General features: G+C 37.3%; 19 protein-coding genes. 9 read left to right on the forward strand and 10 right to left on the reverse strand.

Annotated features, from left to right (window positions below):
* Positions 1–142: 142 nt before the first annotated feature.
* The 6 genes from ACZ9HT_RS00755 to pyk all read left to right on the forward strand — a co-directional run bounded on the left by ACZ9HT_RS00755 (position 143) and on the right by pyk (position 6,392).
* Positions 143–1,927 (forward strand): GEVED domain-containing protein, encoded by a 1,785-nt coding sequence (locus tag ACZ9HT_RS00755; RefSeq protein WP_476038520.1) that lies wholly within the window; start codon positions 143–145, stop codon positions 1,925–1,927.
* A gap of 294 nt (positions 1,928–2,221) precedes the next feature.
* Positions 2,222–2,461 carry an acyl carrier protein gene (locus ACZ9HT_RS00760; RefSeq protein ID WP_002976354.1) on the forward strand — a complete coding sequence of 80 codons (240 nt, stop codon included), beginning with the start codon at positions 2,222–2,224 and terminating at the stop codon, positions 2,459–2,461.
* Positions 2,462–2,486: 25 nt separating this feature from the next.
* The gene (gene fabF / locus ACZ9HT_RS00765; protein WP_476038521.1) at positions 2,487–3,731 is read left to right on the forward strand and encodes a beta-ketoacyl-ACP synthase II; all 1,245 of its coding nucleotides are present in this window, start codon (positions 2,487–2,489) and stop codon (positions 3,729–3,731) included.
* A gap of 10 nt (positions 3,732–3,741) precedes the next feature.
* The gene (rnc, locus tag ACZ9HT_RS00770; protein WP_476038522.1) at positions 3,742–4,506 is read left to right on the forward strand and encodes a ribonuclease III; all 765 of its coding nucleotides are present in this window, start codon (positions 3,742–3,744) and stop codon (positions 4,504–4,506) included.
* Entirely contained in the window at positions 4,481–4,954 is a 474-nt protein-coding gene (locus tag ACZ9HT_RS00775) for an IPExxxVDY family protein (RefSeq protein ID WP_476038523.1), read from the forward strand. Before rnc ends, ACZ9HT_RS00775 begins: the two co-directional genes overlap by 26 nt.
* Positions 4,947–6,392 carry a pyruvate kinase gene (gene pyk / locus ACZ9HT_RS00780; RefSeq protein WP_476038524.1) on the forward strand — a complete coding sequence of 482 codons (1,446 nt, stop codon included), beginning with the start codon at positions 4,947–4,949 and terminating at the stop codon, positions 6,390–6,392. The genes ACZ9HT_RS00775 and pyk overlap by 8 nt, the downstream gene beginning before the upstream one ends.
* A gap of 314 nt (positions 6,393–6,706) precedes the next feature.
* Here the strand turns inward: pyk and groL are convergent, their stop codons facing one another.
* Together groL and ACZ9HT_RS00790 are read right to left on the reverse strand one after the other, a co-directional pair.
* Positions 6,707–8,332 carry a chaperonin GroEL gene (groL, locus tag ACZ9HT_RS00785; RefSeq protein ID WP_476038525.1) on the reverse strand — a complete coding sequence of 542 codons (1,626 nt, stop codon included), beginning with the start codon at positions 8,330–8,332 and terminating at the stop codon, positions 6,707–6,709.
* A gap of 88 nt (positions 8,333–8,420) precedes the next feature.
* A complete protein-coding gene (locus tag ACZ9HT_RS00790) occupies positions 8,421–8,699 on the reverse strand; it encodes a co-chaperone GroES (RefSeq protein WP_476038526.1) in 279 nt (92 codons plus the stop codon).
* A 149-nt stretch (positions 8,700–8,848) separates the two neighbouring features.
* Here ACZ9HT_RS00790 and ACZ9HT_RS00795 point away from each other — a divergent pair, with 149 nt between their 5' ends.
* Complete coding sequence (locus tag ACZ9HT_RS00795; protein WP_476038527.1) at positions 8,849–11,239, forward strand: DUF4347 domain-containing protein; 2,391 nt, start codon at positions 8,849–8,851, stop codon at positions 11,237–11,239.
* 4 nt (positions 11,240–11,243) lie between these two features.
* Positions 11,244–11,732, forward strand: coding sequence for a hypothetical protein (locus ACZ9HT_RS00800; RefSeq protein ID WP_476038528.1), 489 nt, complete (start codon positions 11,244–11,246; stop codon positions 11,730–11,732).
* A gap of 80 nt (positions 11,733–11,812) precedes the next feature.
* Here the strand turns inward: ACZ9HT_RS00800 and ACZ9HT_RS00805 are convergent, their stop codons facing one another.
* Together ACZ9HT_RS00805 and ACZ9HT_RS00810 are read right to left on the reverse strand one after the other, a co-directional pair.
* Complete coding sequence (locus tag ACZ9HT_RS00805) at positions 11,813–14,182, reverse strand: M1 family metallopeptidase (RefSeq protein WP_476038529.1); 2,370 nt, start codon at positions 14,180–14,182, stop codon at positions 11,813–11,815.
* 78 nt (positions 14,183–14,260) lie between these two features.
* Positions 14,261–14,842 carry a HupE/UreJ family protein gene (locus tag ACZ9HT_RS00810; protein WP_476038530.1) on the reverse strand — a complete coding sequence of 194 codons (582 nt, stop codon included), beginning with the start codon at positions 14,840–14,842 and terminating at the stop codon, positions 14,261–14,263.
* A 56-nt stretch (positions 14,843–14,898) separates the two neighbouring features.
* Here ACZ9HT_RS00810 and ACZ9HT_RS00815 point away from each other — a divergent pair, with 56 nt between their 5' ends.
* Complete coding sequence (locus ACZ9HT_RS00815) at positions 14,899–15,399, forward strand: DUF6702 family protein (RefSeq protein ID WP_476038531.1); 501 nt, start codon at positions 14,899–14,901, stop codon at positions 15,397–15,399.
* Here ACZ9HT_RS00815 and ACZ9HT_RS00820 read toward each other — a convergent pair.
* The 6 genes from ACZ9HT_RS00820 to ACZ9HT_RS00845 form a co-directional block, all read right to left on the reverse strand.
* Positions 15,396–15,968: an acyl carrier protein phosphodiesterase gene (locus ACZ9HT_RS00820; protein WP_476038532.1), complete on the reverse strand. Its 573-nt coding sequence runs from the start codon at positions 15,966–15,968 to the stop codon at positions 15,396–15,398. The genes ACZ9HT_RS00815 and ACZ9HT_RS00820 overlap by 4 nt on opposite strands.
* Entirely contained in the window at positions 15,968–16,312 is a 345-nt protein-coding gene (locus ACZ9HT_RS00825) for a type II toxin-antitoxin system PemK/MazF family toxin (protein WP_476038533.1), read from the reverse strand. The genes ACZ9HT_RS00820 and ACZ9HT_RS00825 overlap by 1 nt, the downstream gene beginning before the upstream one ends.
* Positions 16,302–16,532, reverse strand: coding sequence for a hypothetical protein (locus ACZ9HT_RS00830; protein ID WP_476038534.1), 231 nt, complete (start codon positions 16,530–16,532; stop codon positions 16,302–16,304). The genes ACZ9HT_RS00825 and ACZ9HT_RS00830 overlap by 11 nt, the downstream gene beginning before the upstream one ends.
* A 73-nt stretch (positions 16,533–16,605) precedes the next feature.
* Entirely contained in the window at positions 16,606–17,952 is a 1,347-nt protein-coding gene (gene radA, locus ACZ9HT_RS00835) for a DNA repair protein RadA (RefSeq protein ID WP_476038535.1), read from the reverse strand.
* 297 nt (positions 17,953–18,249) lie between these two features.
* Positions 18,250–18,990 (reverse strand): hypothetical protein, encoded by a 741-nt coding sequence (locus ACZ9HT_RS00840; protein ID WP_476038536.1) that lies wholly within the window; start codon positions 18,988–18,990, stop codon positions 18,250–18,252.
* A gap of 215 nt (positions 18,991–19,205) precedes the next feature.
* Positions 19,206–19,349, reverse strand: a complete 144-nt coding sequence (locus ACZ9HT_RS00845; RefSeq protein WP_476038537.1) for a hypothetical protein — start codon at positions 19,347–19,349, stop codon at positions 19,206–19,208.

Consider the following 19,349-nt stretch of genomic DNA (forward strand, 5'->3'; position numbering starts at 1 on the left):
TTAATAGGACGAGATTGAAATTCAACAATAAGCAATGAATTTTGAATTTCATGACAAATAATTTAATGAAAATTGTTTTTTGTTGATTATTTTTTATAATTTAGTGCCAATATAAATATTGTTTAACTAAAATTTATTCCTTATGAGAACAAAATTATCTCTGTTGATGTTGGCGCTACTTCCGTTGGCATCTTTTGGGCAAAATGCTCAATCAAAAGTTTCAACAAAACCTTTAACACAAAAACCTGTAATTGCGCCAGGCTCTGCGCAAAATCTTTCTTACGCTCCGGCAGCTTATTGTATGCCAGTACTGGACTGTACAGATGGAGATTTAATAACGAATGTAAATTTTGCCGGAATCAACAACACTACAACCTGTAGCACAAATGGTTATGGCGATTTTACGGCAATGACGACGAGCACGCCGATTCTTGCAGGCATGAGTTATCCAATTGCGGTAACCGTTTTTAATGGATCTTGGGCTTACGAAGCAGTATCTGTTTGGGTTGACTATAACAATAATGATCTTTTCGAAACTTCGGAATTTACCTTTTTAGGTAATAAATTTACCGCTGGAACTGTGATTTCAGGAAATTTAGCAATTCCTGCAGGAACTGCAAATGGAAATTACAAGATGCGCGTTAGAGTTGCTGCCGTAGGTGACACCACTGCAACTGGAGATATGGCTTGTGATGAAGCTCAAGGTTATGGTGAAACTGAAGACTACACTATAGCAGTCGGTGCTGCCGCGCCAACAGGATGTTTAACTGCACCAAACGGACAATATCCTGCGGCTGCATTTGTTCCAGCTTGTAATGGTTCTGCAACGGCAATTACTACTGCTGGTTGGGCAGGCGAATACTCTGTTGTTACAGTAACAATGGGTACTTCATATACATTCTCCCTTTCAAATGCTGCGTATTTTATTACGATTGCAGATGCTACAGGAACTACCGTTTTAGGTTCGGGAACAGGAAGTCTTACCTGGACTTCTACCTTATCCGGTAATGTTAGATTCTATGCTCATACAGACAGCGCTTGTGGAAGCGGTACCAGTACAACTACCCATTCTAGATTAGTTAAATGTGGAACTGTTCCAACAGAACCAGATTATGGCTGCGATCAAAATTACACTGGTGTTGCAGATTTGGCAAGTAACATTACGAAAAGTTTAAATTTCGCTCTTGCAAACGATTTCTTCGTTCCAATGGAAAGTGCTCAATACAAAATGCAGTCAATTACTGCCAGCATGGTACCTTTAGCAACTACTGGAGGAGCAGATATCGCTTCGTTTGACATTGTACTTATGAGCGACAGTGGCACAAACACACCAGGAGCAGTTGTTAAAACATGGACTGGAGTTGTTCCGGTGAGCGTTACTGCTTTACCTGATACTTTTGCAGGCTACCCTACATTTGCAGTTAAATTAGACCTTGCAAATTATGAATTGCCGGTAAATGCTGCTGCAGATACAAGATATTGGTTGTCTTTACAAGCTACTTCAGCATCAGCAACAAGTATCTATTGGATCGGTTATAAATATACCGAAGGATGGGTAACTGCTTCAAACTACGGTTCTACAGATAATGGAGCTACTTATGCTCAAGTTATTTATGCACCTGCGCCTGGTCAACACTATGACAGTATTTGGTCTATAGATGCAGAATGTGCCTCAGCTGCAGTATCTGAAAGTGGAAACAAAAATGTTTCTTTCTATCCAAATCCTGTGAAAGACATTTTGACAATCAATTCTAAGAAAACAATTGAAACTGTACATGTTTACAACATCGCAGGTCAAAAAATGCCAGTATCAACTAAAATAGTTAACGGTAAAGTAGACATGAGCAAATTAGCTCCAGGTGTTTATATTATCAGTACTATTCTTGATGGAGGTGTTAACGAATCATTCAAAGTGATTAAAAAATAATAATCAAATTATTAATATTTAAAAGCAGCCCGATTCATTTCGGTCTGCTTTTTTTTTGAGATCTACTAATAGGCATAGGCTTTGGGAATGATAGCTTTTATCAAAAATTTATGATTTCATTAATTATTTTTTAGATAAAAAATCATATATTAGCATAAAGAATTCAGGAACAGTCTTGTTTCCAATTCATTAAAAGAGCCTTACACTTATCACTTAATTATCATTAAAAAAACGGCAAATCATAAAGAATTTTATATATTTGCATCAATTAACAATTAACTAAAATAAATTACTATGTCAGACATTGCATCAAGAGTAAAAGCTATTATCGCTGATAAACTCGACGTTGAGGAAACAGAAGTAACTCCAGAAGCTAGCTTCACTAACGATTTAGGAGCTGATTCTTTGGATACTGTAGAATTAATCATGGAATTTGAAAAAGAATTTAACATTCAAATTCCAGATGACCAAGCAGAAAAAATTACAACTGTAGGACACGCTATTGCTTATATTGAAGAAGTAGTGAACAAATAATATTCTATCAACAAGAAAAAAATTTATGGAATTAAAAAGAGTAGTTGTTACCGGTTTCGGCGCTATTACACCCGTTGGAAATAATGCCAAAGATTACTGGGAAAGCCTTGTGAGAGGTGAGAGCGGTGCCGCTCCTATTACTCTTTTTGATGCCACAAATTTCAAAACCAAATTTGCCTGCGAAGTTAAAGATTTCGATCCGCTGCGCTATTTCGATAAGAAAGAAGCGAAAAAGATGGACCGAAACACTCAGTTCGGACTCGTTGCCGCAAGAGAAGCCGTAGAACATTCTCGGATTATCGAAGACAATGTAGATAAAAACAGAGTTGGTGTTATTTGGGGTTCTGGAATTGGAGGTTTATCAACTTTTGAAAAAGAAGTTTTAGAATGGGCAGGAACAGATATTCCCCGTTTTAATCCTTTCTTTATTCCGAAAATGATCGCCGATATTACTGGAGGTCACATTTCGATAGAATACGGATTTCACGGTCCTAATTACACGACAGTTTCAGCATGTGCTTCATCTGCAAATGCACTGATCGACGGAAAAATGCTGATCCAGTTAGGAAAGGCAGACGTTATTGTTTGCGGAGGTTCCGAAGCAGCAGTTACAGCAAGTGGAGTCGGCGGATTTAACGCAATGATGGCACTTTCTACCCGAAACGACGATCCTAAAACTGCCTCACGACCATTCGACAAAGACAGAGATGGATTTGTTCTGGGCGAAGGAGCAGGAACAATTATTTTGGAGGAATACGAGCACGCGAAAAAACGCGGTGCCACTATTTATGCCGAATTAAAAGGTGGTGGAATGAGCGCAGATGCTTACCATATGACCGCACCACATCCTGAAGGTTTAGGAGCTTATCTCGTAATGAAGAATTGTTTAGAAGATGCAGGTGTATCAACTAACGAAGTAGATCATATCAACATGCATGGTACTTCTACTCCATTGGGTGACATCGCTGAATCTAATGCAATCTCCCGATTACTGGGTGAACACGCCTTCGACATTCAAATTAATTCTACTAAATCAATAACTGGCCATCTTTTGGGTGCTGCCGGTGTTATTGAAGCTATCGCAGTTTTGCACACCATTACTCACGGTATCGTGCCGCCTACAATTAATCATTTTACAGATGATGAAAAGATTGACAGCCGTTTAAACTTTACTTTTAACCACGCGGTGAAAAAAGAAGTAAATATCGGAATGAGCAATACTTTCGGTTTCGGTGGACACAATGCCTGTGTACTTTTCTCCAAAATCTAAGATCATACGGATGGAGTTAAAGAAATACCTTTCTCACTTCCTTATCAACAGAAAAAAAACCCTCTCGGAAAAGGATTATTTTTTGACCACCGAAATAAGTAAAATTACGGGTTGTCAAGTTCATAATATCAACCTTTACCGCGAAGCTTTTTCTCTTAAAACATCTTCCAGAAACAAACAGATAAAAAATTACGAAAGACTTGAGTTTTTAGGTGATTCTGTTTTGGGAGCTATTATTTCCTGTCATCTTTTCGCGACTTACCCAGATGCGAATGAAGGATATCTTACCCAGATGAAATCCAAAATCGTCAACAGAAAAAACCTAAATAAATTAGGAACAGAACTTTGCCTGACGAAATTTTTGCAGACAGAATCTACCACGATGCTGAGCGAGAACATTACCGGAAACCTTTTCGAATCTCTGGTTGGCGCGCTTTATCTTGATGTAGATTATGAGACTTGTAAAAAAGTAGTTTTAGAAAGGCTTTTAACCCCTTCTGAAATTAATAAGCTCGAAAATAAAATTGTGAGCTACAAAGGCTTGCTTTTAGAATGGAGCCAAAAAAAGAAAGTCAGCATTAAGTATGAAACCTGCGAAGAAATGCAGCCGAATAAAAATCTGGTTTTTAGAAGTTATGTTTGGCTTGATGATGAAAAGATCTCCAACGCTACAGAAACTTCCAAAAAGAAAGCAGAAGAAAAAGCGGCGCAACGGGCTTTTTACATCTTAAATAAAAAACAAAGTATCATTGAAATCTCAAAGGATCCTGCTTGATATTGACGACGACGATGAAGAAATTATTTTAGGTTTAGTTCGTCTCGCAAAAGAACTTCCGGATCATGAACTTTTTTATGAGCTCAATGTTCATAACGCCTTTAAATTTTCCCGAATATCAGATTTAATTTATCATGGGACTTACTATGATTATTATTTCCCTAGATTTGAAGGGTTCCACTGCGATTCCAAAGTTTGCATTCAGTTTATAGCAAATAAATCCACGCAAAATATTCAGAAAAAGGTTGCTGTCGAATTATTTTCGGGAGAACAGGAGACTAAGTTTTTACTTGATCATTTTCAGGATGTGGATTATCTCCTCAAAACATCGGAGCCATTTGATGATTTTTCCTTAATTTTGCTCCCGGAAAATCTTATGTTCCCAATACAGAGTTTTCCCCTAAGCCCTATCGAAGCGCTTTACCAAATAATTCAATATTATGAATAAATATTTAAAAAAGACAAAAATCATTGCTACGCTCGGTCCTGCCTCTTCTGACAAAGAAGTTATTTTGCAGTTGATCCAGGCGGGAGTTGATGTTTTTCGAATAAATTTTTCTCACGCCGATTACGATTTAGTTAAAAGAAATGTAGCATCCATTCGCGAGCTGAACCAGGAATATGGCTTTTCTGTTGGAATTCTTGGAGACTTACAAGGCCCGAAACTTCGGGTAGGAGTTGTAAAAGAAGGATCTTACTTAAATCCAGGTGATATTTTAACTTTCACCAATGAAAAAATTGAAGGAGATTCCAAGAGAGTTTACATGACTTATCAGCAATTTCCACAGGATGTAAAAGTCGGGGAAAGAATTCTGATAGACGATGGTAAACTGGTTTTAGAAGTTATTGAAACGAACGAAATAGATACGGTTCGTGCGAAAACGATTCAAGGTGGACCATTAAGTTCCAAAAAAGGAGTTAACCTTCCGAATACCGATGTGTCACTTCCCGCTTTAACGGAAAAGGATGTTGAAGATGCTAATTTCATGCTCGATTTGGAGCTGGACTGGATCGCTTTATCGTTTGTGCGTCACGCTCAGGATATTAGAGATTTAAAAGAGATCATCAAAAATCATCCAACGAACAAACAGAAAACACCGATCATTGCTAAAATTGAAAAACCTGAAGGTGTAAAAAATATCGAAGAAATTTTGTTAGAATGTGACGGTTTAATGGTTGCACGTGGAGATTTAGGTGTTGAAGTTCCTATGGAAGAAGTTCCTGCCATTCAGAAAAATTTAGTAGAGATAGCAAGAAAATATTCCAAACCAGTAATTATCGCCACCCAGATGATGGAAACGATGATCAACAGTTTAACACCAACGAGAGCTGAGGTTAATGATGTTGCGAACTCCGTTCTGGATGGTGCTGATGCGGTGATGCTTTCCGGAGAAACCTCGGTGGGACGATATCCAGTTGATGTGGTAAAGAATATGTCGAAAATTGTAAAAAACATTGAACAAACTCATTTTTATCAGTCAAAAAACTCTCCTATCGAACATGAATTCAATTGTATTGATGAACGTTTCATTACAAATCGAGTTTGTCTTGCTGCAGTAAGAATTGCGAAAACGACTAATGTCGAAGCTATTATTACTTTAACATATTCCGGTTACACCGCCTTTCAGATTTCTGCACACCGACCTAATTCAAACATTATCGTTTTCAGCTCTAATAAAAGAGTTTTAACGATGCTGAATTTACTTTGGGGTGTTCGCGCGTTCCATTATGATCTGGAAAAATCCACGGATGAAACGATTATTCAGGTAAATATGTTAACGCATACGCACGGCTTTGTAGAAAAAGGTGATTTCGTAATTAATCTGAATGCTACTCCGGCTTATGAAGGTGGAAAAACAAATACTTTGAGATTGACTACGATTTAGAAGTTTTGAATATAATAAAAAATGCGTTCCGAATGGGACGTATTTTTTTTGGAACTATTTCAAAAACTCAAAACCTATTTCGTTTTTAGATTTATTAAATTGTTTTTTAATAGAAACCAAATTGATAGCCCTGATCGCAACGGCATCCTTTTTTGACGAGGAACGAAGAGAAAAAGACCTGGCTGCCGACAGGCAGGTAGAGTGGAGAGCATCTCGTCTTAAGGACGAGACGGCTTCAAAAAACCAAAAAAATCCGTTCAAAATTAATTGAACGGATCTTATATTTAAAAAGGATTGCTCCGATTTGTTTGATATTACATCATTCCGGGCATTCCGCCTCCCATTGGCATTGCCGGTTCTGCGCTTTTCACTTCTGTGATCACACATTCTGTAGTCAATAACATTCCTGCAACTGAAGCTGCATTCTCAAGGGCAACACGAACTACTTTTGTAGGATCAATGATTCCTGCTTCGAACATGTTTACAAACGTGTCGTTTTTCGCATTAAAACCGTAATCTCCAGTTCCTTCCGCTACTTTCGCAACGATCACAGAACCTTCGCCACCTGCATTAGCAACGATTTGTCTTAATGGCTCTTCGATGGCTCTTTTCACGATCTTGATTCCTGTATCCTGATCCTGATTTTCACCTTTCAAAGTATCTAAAGCCGGAATGCTTCTTACCAAAGCAACTCCACCACCAGGAACAATTCCTTCTTCTACTGCGGCTCTGGTTGCGTGCAGTGCATCATCAACTCTGTCTTTTTTCTCTTTCATTTCTACCTCAGAAGCTGCTCCAACGTAAAGAACTGCAACTCCACCTGCTAATTTTGCAAGTCTTTCCTGTAGTTTTTCTTTGTCGTAATCAGACGTTGTAGTTTCCATTTGCGCTTTGATCTGACTCACTCTTCCTTTGATTTGAGCTTCGTCTCCTCCACCATTTACCAAAGTTGTATTGTCTTTGTCAATCACCACTTTTTCAGCAGTTCCAAGCATTTCTAATGTAGCGTTTTCCATGGTGAAACCTCTTTCCTCAGAAATAACTGTACCACCTGTTAAGATCGCGATATCTTCTAACATTGCTTTTCTTCTGTCTCCAAAACCTGGCGCTTTTACAGCAGCAATTTTTAAAGAACCTCTCAATTTATTGACTACTAAAGTTGCTAAAGCTTCACCTTCAACTTCTTCACAGATTATTAATAAAGATTTTCCTGCCTGAGCAACGGGCTCCAGAACTGGAAGTAAGTCTTTCATTGAAGAGATTTTTTTCTCTACTAAAAGGATATAAGGATTTTCTAATTCTGCAACCATCTTTTCCGGATTCGTTACAAAATATGGAGATTGGTAACCTCTGTCGAACTGCATTCCTTCCACAACATCAACTGTTGTGTCTGTTCCTTTTGCTTCTTCAACCGTGATCACTCCTTCTTTACCCACTTTCCCAAAAGCTTCGGCGATTAAAGTTCCTATGGTATCATCGTTATTTGCCGAGATTGAAGCAACCTGTCTGATTTTTTCTGAAGAATCACCAACTTTTTGAGACTGAGACTGTAAGTTTTTTACAACTTCAGCAACCGCTTTGTCGATCCCTCTTTTTAAATCCATTGGGTTTGCTCCTGCCGCAACGTTTTTCAAACCTTCGCGAACGATTGCCTGAGCTAAAACAGTTGCAGTAGTTGTTCCGTCTCCTGCGATATCGCTGGTTCTGGACGCAACTTCTTTCACCATTTGAGCGCCCATATTTTCTACTCTGTCTTCTAACTCAATTTCTTTTGCTACAGAAACTCCATCTTTGGTAACGTGTGGCGCACCGAAAGATTTTTCTATAACAACATTTCTACCTTTTGGTCCCAAGGTAACTTTAACTGCATTTGCTAATGCATCAACGCCTCTTTTTAAAGCGTCTCTTGATTCGATATCGAATTTTATTTCTTTTGCCATAATTTCTTTATATTAAGGTACAAAATCAATGTACCTGATTAAACTGTTTGTGTTTTAGAATTTCGCAATTCGAAGTTTCTGCAGGATATTATCCAATAACTCCTAATAAATCACTTTCTTTTACGATCAAATAATCTTTACCATCCAACTTCAATTCGGATCCTGCATATTTACCATAAAGAACTTTATCACCTTCTTTAACGGTAGTTGGCTCATCTACTTTACCTGGTCCAACTGCAATTACAGTTCCTTCCTGTGGTTTTTCTTTAGCAGTGTCTGGAATAATAATTCCGGATGCGGTAGTTGTTTCTGCAGCATTTGGTTCAATAAGAACACGGTCTGCTAATGGTTTGAATTGTACTGACATATTTTAAATTTTTTTATACAGCAATTTTTACTAATTTTGTGCCACGTAAAAGAAGGTGATAAAATGGCACTTTAAAATGAAGTGGTAAGAAATTATGGCAGAATTTTATTAAAGCATACACGCAAACATTACAGTAACCAAACACACTTATGCAAAAAAATTTATTAGTTGTACTGGCAATTATTTGCCAGACACTACTTTACGGAAAAACGTTTACAGAATCATCTGTTTATATAGATTCCTCAATTTCTGAATTGTCCGTTAGCGGCAAAAACACTTCCCCTCAATCTTTTCATATCTTCAGTCACGGTAAAACGGGTGAATTATTTATTGATAACCAGTGGCTTAACGCAGTGCAGATCGCTGAAAAATTTCAAAAGGAAATAAAAGGAAAAAAGGAACTTTATATTTATGGGTGCGATTTTGCGCAAGGCCCAAAGGGTATGGCGGCGATCCACTATCTTGAAAAAGCTTTGCATGTTTCAGTTTCCGCGTCTACCAATATTACTGGAGCCGATGGAGACTGGATCTTAGAAGTAGGCTCAGGAAAAAATTCTTTATCAGACAAAAATTACCGCAGTAATTTGCAACTGGACAATATTCATTATTTGAATCCTATCGTATGTGGATCTTACACAACTCAAAGTCTTTCCGAAGAATACATCTATCTTTCAACACCTTCAACGGGGAATATCACAGTGCAAATGAATTATCCAGCAGGTGCTGGAACCCCAAGAGTTTCTGTTACTAATTTAACTTCTAACGCAGTAACTTATGTCACAACAGGAACACTTACCTTCAACAATGCTAATCCAATAAGACTGCAGTTTGTAGACAATACTAATACCGTAATAAATCCGGGAAACACTCCTACTACCGTTCCTTTGATTAAATCTGGAACTATAATAACAGGAACGCAGGAAGGTTTGGTTTTCACTTCTTCACAAAAATTTTATGTGAATTACAGAGCACGATCGATCCCACAAGCAGGATCTGTACTAACAAAAGGTAAAGTGGCGCTGGGAAAAGAATTTCGTTGGGGTGGATCGCCAATAGAATTTACGACAACGATTGCTGAAACCGGAAATATGCTTTCCGTGATGGCGACCGAAGACAATACCGTTGTATTTATTTCTAATATTAAACCGGGAACTAAATTCATCAATGGGTCTGGCGGAACGACTTTGGTTGGCCCGAGCATGTCCCGTACTTTACAGAAAGGACAGTCTTTTATTTTATATGCTCCGGTTGTGGTAAATACAAGAACAGCACAAGATGAGGGTTGGCTAGGCGCGAGAGTGCAGTCGGACAAAAATATAAGTGTTATTGTTGGAGGATTATTACAACAGGGAAGTTCCAGTGATAACCGGGATATTGGACTTGATCAACTTGTTCCCATTAATCAACTTGGGCTGGAACATGTAATTATGAAAGGAAACGGTGTTGCCAGAGAAAAAGTAATTGTAGTGGCTACAGAAGCAAATACAGCAATATATGTTAACGGAAATGCTTTGCCATTTGCGACGCTCGCTTTGGCTGGTGACTATGTAATGGTTCCGTCGACTTCTTTTAATACTGCAAATAATATGTTTGTAAGGGTAACAAACCCGGCTTATATTTTCCATAAAATTTATGGGAATAATCAAGACAACACCAATAGTTTAATGTTCATTCCACCTTTGTCCTGTTTCGGACAAACACAGGTTGATCTGGTACCTGACGCAAGAAGAATTGGAACCACTGTTTATACAGGAACGGAGCTGGTTGTTTTAGCAGCTGCAGGAACGGCTAATATTCCGGTTGCAACAATTAATGGTGTCACATTACCGACAACATCCCCAACTGGAGGTGGCATAGTTACAGGATCTAGCAATTGGGTTTCTTACCGTTACGCTATTAACACTAATGGTAATGTAAAGGTAACTTCTGCTGGAACCATTCAGGCTGAAATTTTCGGAGCTGAAACAAATGCAGGTTATGGTGGTTATTATTCCGGATTCGGGGAAACTCCTATTTATACAATTGCATTAGATACGCTTTATCCCTATCCTTGCGTAGGTAAAAGTGTAATGACGATTACTGCTGGATTAGGAAGCTACCAATGGTACCGAAATAACCTTCCCATTGCAGGTGCAACAACTAATTCCTACACGTTAACTTCAACAAATGATCCGGTAAGTGCAGTTTATTACGTTATCGTAACTTTTCCTGGCGGATGTTCTATTCGGTCGAACCAATTAACGAGCGATATCTGTCCCTGCTCTAAACCTGGAGCTACCGGTACACCAGCTTCCTACACCGATTTTGGAATTAGCAGCAGAGATCAGCGAAGTACTGCAAATTGGCCAAAAGATATTCCTAATGGATTTTTAACCATGGAATCCAATACAAAAGGTTTCGTTATCACGAGAATAGAAACTCCAGAAACTTCTATCCTAAATCCCGTTGCTGGAATGTTAGTTTATGACACCAGAGTGGATTGCTTGAAAATGTACAATGGAACAACCTGGGCTTGTATAAAACAAACTTGTAACGATTAAAAAGATGAAAAAAATAATATTAATACTCCTATGCAATATCGCTTACGGCCAGATCGCAATTGGGAAAACGACCGTAGATGGCAGTGGAATTTTAGACTTTCCTGCGGGAACAACAAAAGGAATTATTTTGCCCAATGTTACTAATAACGCCACCATGACGAATGTTACGCCGGGAACAATTGTTTTTGATTTAGCTTCCTCGAAGGTGAAATATAATGATGGATTTTGGAAAGAACTTACCGATAAACCGGGAATTTCTCCAATATTATTAAATGGTACAGACTACGCTAATGCAACCGTAATTTTCGGAAGCAGAACATCTATTGCGGAAGGTGTTTTGGTTTTAGAAGCTCCCGATAAAGCACTTATCTTGCCGCACATTATCGATCCTGTTACGAATGTAAAATCACCTGCAGCGGGAATGATGAGTTATGATCCGGTAAAAAAACTAATGTGTATTTATAACGGAAAAGAATGGTTCTTCTGGAAGTAAATCCCTTTTTTTGAATGTTAAATTAAAAAGCTGCTTTCCAATCGGGAAGCAGCTTTTTATTTAATCTTGCAAGTAGCGAATTATTTCTTTCCTGCCGCTTGCATTGGATTTATTTTTCCCTGAGCTGCACCTCTCGCCGCATCCTGATTTTTCATTTTGAAAACTTCAAACTTAGAAGTCGGTGCAGGAATTTCGCCCCAGAAATTGTTCGTGGTGTCAATATCAGCCGTTTCACGCATTGGATCAAGTTGAATTGATTTCAATTTCTTATCGAAATAATAAGTTTTAGAAACTTTCTGCTCATCTTTTCTCCAGATTTGTGCTGAAGATTTATCTGTTAATTTGCTTCCATCTTCAAAAGTAAATTCAAGAATAATGGGCATTACCAAACCACCTTTATTACTGAAATCGATTTGATACGCGGTAATATTCTTTAATTTAGATTTATCTGCTGCATCAACTTTCTCCAAGTTATCACTCTTCAAAGTATAAGTTTTAGCCTGATCTACTTTTTCCATTCCGCGATCATAACGCCAGTAGAAATCCTGCGTTTCTTTATCTTTATCGGTGTAAAAAGTGATGTTTTTATCTGCTCTGTTTCTTATTTTCGAAATATCTTCGAAGGTACTTTGCAAAGGTTGATCTACCGTGTAACTAATTTCTTTTGATTTAGGAACAGCATCTAAATTGGGCGATGATACCGTGACTTTATCAATAGAAATATCAACTGGTTCAATGCCGTAGAACCAACCGCGCCAAAACCAATCAAGATTTTCGGCACTTGCATCGTTCATAGTTCTGAAAAAATCTGCAGGTTCCGGGTGTTTGAAAGCCCATCGCTTGGCATACGTTTTAAAAGCTTTGTCGAACAGTTCTCTTCCCATGATGGTCTCGCGCAAAATATTCAGTCCTGTAGAAGGTTTTGAATAGGCGTTTGGTCCAAACTGAATAATGTTTTCAGAATTGGTCATGATCGGTTCTAACTGTTCTTTCGGCAGTTTCATGTAATCAACGATCTCGTAAGCCGGTCCGCGTCGGGAGGGGAATTTATTATCCCATTTTTGCTCCGTTAAATATTCTAAAAAAGTATTTAAACCTTCGTCCATCCAGGACCATTGTCTTTCATCCGAGTTCACGATCATTGGAAAAAAGTTATGTCCAACTTCGTGAATAATTACACCGATCATTCCGTTTTTTATACCTTCAGAATAAGTTCCGTCTTTTTCTGTTCTGCCATAATTAAAACAGATCATTGGATATTCCATTCCGTTTGCGGCTTCGATCGATTGTGCGACAGGATATGGATAAGGTATCGTGAATTCAGAATAAGTTTTTATCGTATGGGCAACTGCTCTTGTAGAAAATTTTCTGTAAAGATTGTAGGCTTCTTTCGGATATAAACTCATGGCCATCACCTGATTATTATTTTCAGGAATCGTAACTTTCATACCGTCCCAGATAAATTTTCTTGAGGAAGTCCAGGCGAAATCACGAACGTTATCAGCATCAAATTTCCAGATCTTTCTTTCTTTAGATTGAGATTTCTCTGCTTTTTCAGCCTCCTCCAGCGTCACAATTTCTACTGGTTCATTTGAGTTCTGCGCTTGCTTCCAACGCGCCAATTGTGCCGAAGTTAGGACCTGATCGTAATTTTTACCAACACCAGTTGCAGCAACAATATGATCAGCCGGAACATTCATAGCAACTTTAAAATCTCCAAAAACCAAAGCAAACTCACCTCTTCCGGTGAACTGATTGTTTTGCCAGCCTTTGAAATCACTGTAAACGCACATTCTTGGATACCATTGCGTTATCGTATACAAATCATTACCATCTGCCGGAAAATTTTCATAACCTCCTCTTCCGCCCATTACAATACGGTTTGGAATATTGTAATTCCAGTCTATCTTAAAAGTGAATTTATCTCCTTTTTTCAAAACTTTAGGAAGGTCTATTCGCATCATCGTTTTATTCACTACATATTTCAGCGAGTTTCCTGATGCATCTGTTACTTTTTCCAGATTAACACCGTAACCATTATCCTTTTCCGGTAGATCTGTTGTTTTTAAACGGTTTGAACTCACCATTTTGGGTAACATTAAACTTTCCTCAAAACCCGCATTTTTTACAGATGACTGTTCGTTCTCATCTAATTGTAACCATAAATATTCCAGATCATCTGGTGAATTATTGTAATAAGTAATGGTTTCTGAACCACGCAGATTTCGTTTGTCCTCATCAAGAAAAGCTGATATATCGTAATCTGCTCTATTTTGCCAATAACCCTGCCCCGGAGCTCCGGATGCAGTTCTATAAATATTCGGCGTTGGTAAAATGGTTCCGAGTTGTTCGAATTTATTGCCGTGATTACTGGTGGGATTATTCTGTATATTTTGTGCAGCAAATCCTAAAGGTAGCAGGATTACGACAAGAAGACTATTAAATTTCATATTCAGAGATATTATAATTGAAAATTTAGGTAAAAATAAAGAATTAAATCAGAAGCAAAGCTTTGAATAAGATATTATTTAGAAAAGAGGAAATCTTTCCAGGCACAATTTAAGGGAAATAAGTAAAGTAATCGTAGAAACAGCAACCACCCAATGCAATTTTTTTAATTTGAAAAATCTGATGAGTAAAAATTCTATCAGTAAAATGACTAACACGACTAAAACCTGTCCGAGTTCTAAACCAATATTGAATCCTACCAAAGGAATTAAAATATTCTGCTCTTCAGCCATCATCAATCTTGCAGTATTTGCGAAACCCATCCCGTGAATCAAACCAAAAACCAAGGCGAGATAATAGTTCAGTTGCATGAGATTATTCTGCTTGTTCCGCATCAAGATGTTATCCAGCGCCGTAATTAATATGGTCAGCGGAATTAAAAACTCAACCCAGTCCCCCGGAATTCTAAAAACATCTAAAACACTTAAAGCCAATGTAATGGAATGCCCGATCGTAAATGCAGTGACTAAAATTAAAATTTTTCGCCAGTCATAATAAGTATATACGGCAACTAATACCAAGACGAAAAGCTGATGATCCAGGGCATCTAAGGAAATGATATGCTCCCAACCGAGCTTTAAATAGAAAATGAAATCCTGCATTTATTCTTAATTTTTGAAGAGCACGATAATACAAAATTTATTTTTAATTTTGTGGCATGCAAAAACTTCTTATCTTTTTCGCAATCCTACTTTTTACACTTTCGCCTGCCAAAAAACCACATCCTTATCATGTTGGTTCTGTTGAATTTAACTATAATTCAAAATCAAAAACCTTTCAAATAAGCGGCAAATTTTTCCTGGATGATTTAGAAAATGCTTTGAAAGAAAAATACGGAAAAGCCGTTCATTTTAACGATTCAACTTATAAACAGCAAATTAATGAGTATTTAAAAAAATACTGCGAAGAATATCTGAAACTGAAAGCAGACAATCAATTTCGGAAAATTAATTACTTGGGTTATGAGGAAGAAAGCGAATCTGTGAATATCTTTCTGGAATCAGAAATCGTAAAGCCACCTAAAAAAGTTGAAACCGCCGTAAGTTTTTTATACAATTATTTTGATGATCAAATGAATATCATCCACATTATTGTAGACGGTAAAAGACAAAGCGACAAACTGAATTACCCGAATCGGTATCTGTACAAAAACTTTTAAAACTGTGCGTTAATCATTTTTGCATGAGCCAAAAGTTCGGGAAAGAAAACATCGAAATGCTTTTGTAATTGTGGCTTGTTATTCATGAAAACCTCAAAAACCGGCAGATCTTTATCTAAATATTTTGCTTTGTTCAAGACATTCTGCATGGAATATTTGATGCCCCAATCTTCTTTGTAATTGTAGAGCCAATTGTCTTTTTCCATTCCATTAACCATTCGAATCAATTTTTCGGGAAGTAAATCTTCATACTTCCGTAAAACTAAATAAACTTTTTCAGCATGGTTTTTCAAAACTTGATCTGATAAGGAATTGGCGAGGAAATAATCCATCGAAACATCTACAAAAGCCCCGGAATACAATCTCACCAACGGACTGAAAATCTTCTTAGCATCCCGAAGCTCAGGATGAGCATCGGTGAAAGTATCGATTTCCCGGTGCAAAGTAATTCCCTCCTGTATTTTTTTGGAAAAAGAAAAGCGATCCCGGTTTGGAATAACATCTTCCAAAAACTGACCAACAATTTGTTCGTCGGTAAAAGCGAGAAAAGAATGGGCGAGGTAATTCATTATTCTAGATCAAGGACTATCTTTAGACCTAATTTTACTTCATTTATAATTTGCGGAGAAATTACGCCGATTTTTTTGATGAATCTGGTGTTATCTAAAGCTCTGATTTGATCAATCATGATCTCACAATCCTCAAAAACATTGCTTTTTTTAGAATCTAAAAAAACCCGGATGAATTCTGCATTTCTAACATTTGTGGTGATCGGACAAACAATAGTAGAATTATGTTCCACTTCGTTAAGCAAATTAGTTTGAACGATTAACACTGGTCTTGTTTTTCCAGTTTCAGTGCCAATCTGCGGATTTAAATCTGCAATCCAAATCTCGAATTGATTAAATATCATCTTGCAAACTTTCAAATTCTTTCAAAACTTCCAAATTATCTTCTCTTACAAGTAAGGAACTCTGTTGAAGTTTAGCTTTCAAAATCTGCCGCTTTTGCATTTGATTGTAAAAATCTAATGCCTCGTTAATGTAACGGTTTCGGGGTTTTTTATGGTTTTTCAGAATGTTTTCTGTTTCCAGAAAAATCGAATCGTCTATTTTTAATGAGATCACTTTCATTTCATTTACTTTGAACAAAGATATGAATTAAAGACATACAATAAGTATATTCTTTTAGTCTAACTGTCCATTTCTAAAACAATCTCTCATGAAAATCCTCGATCTTGCTCACTTCTTCTATAATAATTCCAAATTTCTTCTTTGGAATTTTATTCAAATTAGAGACAAATATCTTTTCATATCCTAATTTCTCCGCCTCTGAAATCCTTTGTTCAATTTGCGGGATCGGACGAATTTCTCCGCTCAAACCAATTTCTCCCGCGAAACAGAAATGTTCAGAAATCGCAATATCTTCATTGGAAGAAAGAATTGAAGCGACCACGGCCAAATCCAAAGCTGGATCTCCCGTTTTTATTCCACCAGTAATATTAAGGAAAACATCTTTCGCACCCAACTGAAAACCGGCCCTTTTTTCTAAAACTGCCAGAAGCATGTTGAGTCGTTTGGAGTCAAATCCCGTACAACTTCTTTGCGGCGTTCCATAAACTGCGGAACTTACCAAAGCCTGAATTTCAATCAACATCGGGCGGTTTCCTTCCAAAGTCACTGCGACAGAATTCCCGGAAAGTTCTTCGAACTTCTTGGTGATTAATATTTCCGAGGGATTTTTAATTTCTTTCAAACCTTGAGAAACCATTTCGTAGATCCCAATTTCTGCGGTAGAACCAAAACGATTTTTACTCGCTCGCAGTAATCTGAATAAATGATTTCTATCGCCGTCAAAATTCAAAACAACATCTACCATGTGTTCTAAAACTTTCGGACCTGCGATTTGTCCGTCTTTTGTAATATGACCAACCAGAAAAACCGGCGTGTTTGTTTCTTTCGCATATTTAATGATCTCGTTGGAACATTCCCGAATTTGGGAAACGGTTCCGGGCGAACTTTCAATCGTTTGACTTTGAAGCGTTTGAATCGAATCGACAATCACAAAATCAGGTTGCAATTTTTTAGCTTCGTGAAGAATCTTTTCCACAGAAGTTTCTGTAAAAAGAAAACAGTTCGGATTTTGCAATTCCGTCAAACGGTCCGCGCGCATTTTTATTTGGGAAGCACTTTCCTCACCCGAAACATAAAGAATTTTCTTCTTCATTTTCAAAGCCAGTTGCAGCAACAAAGTCGATTTTCCAATTCCCGGTTCGCCACCAATTAAAGTTACAGAACCCAAAACAATTCCACCACCGAGCACACGATTTAATTCTTCTGACGGACTTATAATTCGAGGTTCTTCAAAGGTTTCAACCTCTATAATATTGATGATGTGCTGTTTCGATTTATCCGTATAGCTTTTCGCGGGCGATTTCTCAACGATCTCCTCTACCAAAGTATTCCATTCGCCACAATTCTTGCATTGTCCTAACCACTGCGGATAATTTGTTCCACAATTTTGACAGACGTATGCTGTTTTCACTTTTGCCATGTTGCGAATTTCCTGAAAATTTTTGAATAACGAATAGTTTTATGATCAGGAGCATCAAGATTTTCTCTTCTCACCAATCCCGTCCCGCTGTCCGCTACAATTCCTCATTTCGCCGTCCGCTTCGCGCACGACACATTTCAGGTTTCCACTTCCATCGCGTCTAAAAATACCTGCAGTTTTTCTTTTCCCATTAAAATGAAATAATTAAAGTTTAGGAGAAGAACCTAAAAATTATAAAAAACTCCCTCGATTTAAAAAATCAGGGAGCTAATTATAAAAGAGTTATTTTATAAGAAATTAATCTTGACTTTTACGTTGATTTAAATTTTCCTTGGTGATTAGTATAGAAGCAAGTGAGGCGACGATCAATTGATCATCATCACTAAGGGATTCCTTTATCCAAACCTTACCGTTTCCAATAACTGACACTGCACCAATCGAAATTCCATTCCGAAAAAGCTCATATCCGAACGTTTTACTATCGTCCGTCAAAAATTTTTTCTCAGCAAGCTGTTTTGTGCCTGTAATCTTTATCGTATTGCCTTCTTCATCCATGGCAATCCCATTATCAGTGTCTGATTTAAGTGAAGAACCAGAATTGTCATTTTGTATAAGAACTTCCCAAACCGGACCATTGTTTTTCGGCATAATGACACCAAAATAACCATTCCACAAATGATCTGCATAATTTTGCAAACCTTTGAATAATTTAAACATGTCGTTATCGAAGTTACTGGATCCTACAATTTCTGCAGAAGAATCATTTAAACCAAATTGGGTAAATTCAATTGGTTGTTTTGCTTTTTCATGTTTTATTCCCAGAACACTTAGCTCCGTTCTGTTGGTCCAACCTCTTTTAATGGAAGAAGTGTAAAAATTACCAAAAGAAATTTTTTGATTAATTAAAAGACCGGCGTTTCCTTTCACCTCCATTACCGTCGAATTCTGTTTTAGATTTTCAGAAACTGCAATATTTGAAGTGGAGCAAGAGGTTAATAATATAAAAGCAGGTACATAAAGAATTGATTTTAGTCTCATATTTTCAGGTGTTTTAGCATTCGATTATTTTATATTAAAAAAGTTAAATGTATTGAAATATTATTTTTAAAATCAATGTAAATGATATAGAATTCAACAGACAACTGGTATTTTTTGCTCTACGATTTGAACGCTGAAAATATATTTGACAGTGTTAACATCTCCTTGCCACAATATCCAATTACTTTGAAGAAGCAAAAGATGCAGCTTAGTCCTTAAGTCAAATATTCTCGCCACAAGAGGACAACGGCAGGTTTTCTGTAGTTCAAAGCAACAAAAGATAAAGCCTGAAACTGCGTTGGATTAAATACCAACACGTTCCAGGCTCTAAAATTTTTAAATGCAAATGCAGAAATCAT

The sequence above is a fragment of the Chryseobacterium sp. UYP7 genome, from assembly GCF_056279225.1.